The organism is Neptuniibacter sp. (assembly GCF_024231755.1).
Classification (GTDB): Bacteria; Pseudomonadota; Gammaproteobacteria; order Pseudomonadales; family Balneatricaceae; genus Neptuniibacter.
In genome coordinates this window covers 1-2,349 of the sequence record NZ_JAAEQH010000268.1, presented here as the reverse complement: position 1 = coordinate 2,349, position 2,349 = coordinate 1, and the positions used below count along the sequence as shown (strand labels likewise).

Below are 2,349 nucleotides of genomic sequence, written 5' to 3'. Positions count from 1 at the left end.
GCCGGAGGAGTAACTACATTTGTGACTCCACCTACCAGCAGCCCGGTGGTAGATACACCTGCAGTTGCAGAGCTAATCAAAGACCGCTGCCAGGAAGCTGGCAAGATGCGCATTTTGCCAATGGGTGCTCTAACCAAAGGTTTGGAAGGCGAACAGCTAGCGCCTATGGCCGCTCTGGCATCATCAGGCTGTGTTGCGTTCAGCAACACCCGCAAGCCAATCGCAAACTCACTGATTCTGATGCGCTGCCTGGAATACGCAGCAACGCACGATCTATTAGTGATTTTCCAGGCTCAGGATGCAGCACTGGCAAAAGATGGTTGCATGCATGACGGCAGTACTTCAACTCGCCTAGGCCTGAATGGCATACCTGAGTCAGCAGAAACCATTGAAGTAGCTCGCTGCCTGTTACTTACAGAACAGACGGGCGTTCGCGCTCACTTCGGACAGCTTTCCTGCGAACGTTCGGTGCGTATGATCAGCGAAGCACGTGAACGCGGATTACCGGTTACAGCGGACGTTTGCATCCAAAACCTGCTGCTAACCGATGAGAACGTCAACGGTTTCCACAACGAGTTCCACCTGATTCCCCCTCTACGAAGCCAACTCGACCGCGCAGGTCTGATCCAGGGGCTACTAGGCGGTTCAATTCAGGCAATATGCTCTGATCACCAGCCACATGAACGGGCAGCTAAAGAAGCCCCATTTGCTGATACAGAGCCGGGTATGATTGGCTTGGAAACTTTGCTGCCGCTATCACTGCTTCTGGTTGAGCAGAATATGCTAGAGCTACCACAGCTTATTGAAAAACTGACCTCTGCCCCAGCAAAAATCCTGGGCCTTGAATCAGGTACGCTGGAAGTGGGTAAAGATGCTGATATCTGTATCTTTGACCCAGAAGCAGAATGGCAACTCACCCCGGAGTCCTGTCATTCTCGCGGTAAAAACACACCATTTATGGGTTACCCGCTGAAAGGAAAAGTGACCACAACCCTATTCCAGGGCGAAGTCGTGTATTCCGCATAACTCAGTGCGCTAAAAACAAAAAACCGTGGTAATAACCACGGTTTTTTATTCTTCAGCAAGTAAGAGTTACATACTCTTCACACCTGCATCCCCTTCGTTATGAAGATAGTCATCTTCTTCCTGCAAGCTAAAAGACATTGTATCCTCTTCCATTGCTAGCTCGGGGTTTGTTTCTGCACTCAGTTTAATCATCAGACGTAGATCATTCGGTGAATCTGCATGAGCAAGTGCAACATCATAAGTAATCACACCATCTCTATATAAAGCAAAGAGAGCCTGATCGAAGGTCTGCATGCCAAGGTTAGTGGATTTCTTCACAACCTCTTTGATCTCATGTACTTCACCCTTACGGATCAGATCCTGAATCAATGGCGTATTGATCAATACCTCGATGGCTGCACGGCGACCTTTACCATCTTTGGTTGGGAGCAACTGCTGCGCAATAATTGCTTTCAGGTTCAAAGACAGGTCCATCCACAACTGATCATGATGTTCAGGCGGGAAGAAGCTGATAATACGGTCCAACGCTTGGTTCGCATTATTGGCATGCAGGGTTGCCAAAGTCAGGTGGCCAGTCTCAGCAAATACCAAACCATGCTGCATCGTTTCTCGGGTACGAATCTCACCCATCAAGATCACATCTGGAGCTTGGCGCAGAGTATTCTTCAGTGCAGTGGCGAAAGATTCAGTATCAATGCCTACCTCACGCTGAGTAATAATACTCTGCTTATGTTGATGGATATATTCAATGGGGTCTTCAATCGTGATGATATGACCACGGTGATTAGTGTTACGGTAGTCAATCATCGACGCCAGAGATGTTGATTTACCTGTCGAGGTTCCCCCAACAAACAGAATCAAACCTCGCTTGGTCATAGACAGGTCACGTAGGATAGGCGGTAGATTCAGCTCGTCAAGACTAGGGATATGGTCATTGATCTTCCTTAGTACCATACCCGCTGAGTTACGCTGCATAAAAGCAGACACACGGAAACGTCCTAGCCCCGGCGCACTTATCGCAAAGTTACATTCGTTAGTACCCTCAAATTCAGCCAACTGCCTATCGTTCATGGTGCTATACACCAATGCCCGTGACTGAGAAGGTTTCAGAGACTCTTTGGTCAATGGTTTTAACGTTCCATCAGCCTTAATTGTCGGTCGAGCCCCAGCGGTGACAAACAAGTCCGAAGCATCCCTTTCAACCATCACTTTAAGTAGTTGCGTAAAATCCACGCTTTATCTCCTAATTACCCGCTAGAACTGCTGAGGGTTCTGCGCACGCTCACGTGCGGTCTCACGGGAAATCATACCTTTTTGCACCAG

2 protein-coding genes are annotated in these 2,349 nt (G+C 48.5%); one reads left to right on the top strand and one right to left on the bottom strand.

What is annotated here, in order from left to right; genetic code table 11:
- A partial coding sequence (locus tag GY843_RS14975) for a dihydroorotase (protein ID WP_297310749.1) occupies positions 1-1,026 on the top strand: 1,026 nt, incomplete at its 5' end.
- A 66-nt stretch (positions 1,027-1,092) separates the two neighbouring features.
- Here GY843_RS14975 and GY843_RS14970 read toward each other — a convergent pair.
- Entirely contained in the window at positions 1,093-2,259 is a 1,167-nt protein-coding gene (locus tag GY843_RS14970) for a PilT/PilU family type 4a pilus ATPase (RefSeq protein ID WP_297310747.1), read from the bottom strand.
- Positions 2,260-2,349 lie beyond the last annotated feature (90 nt).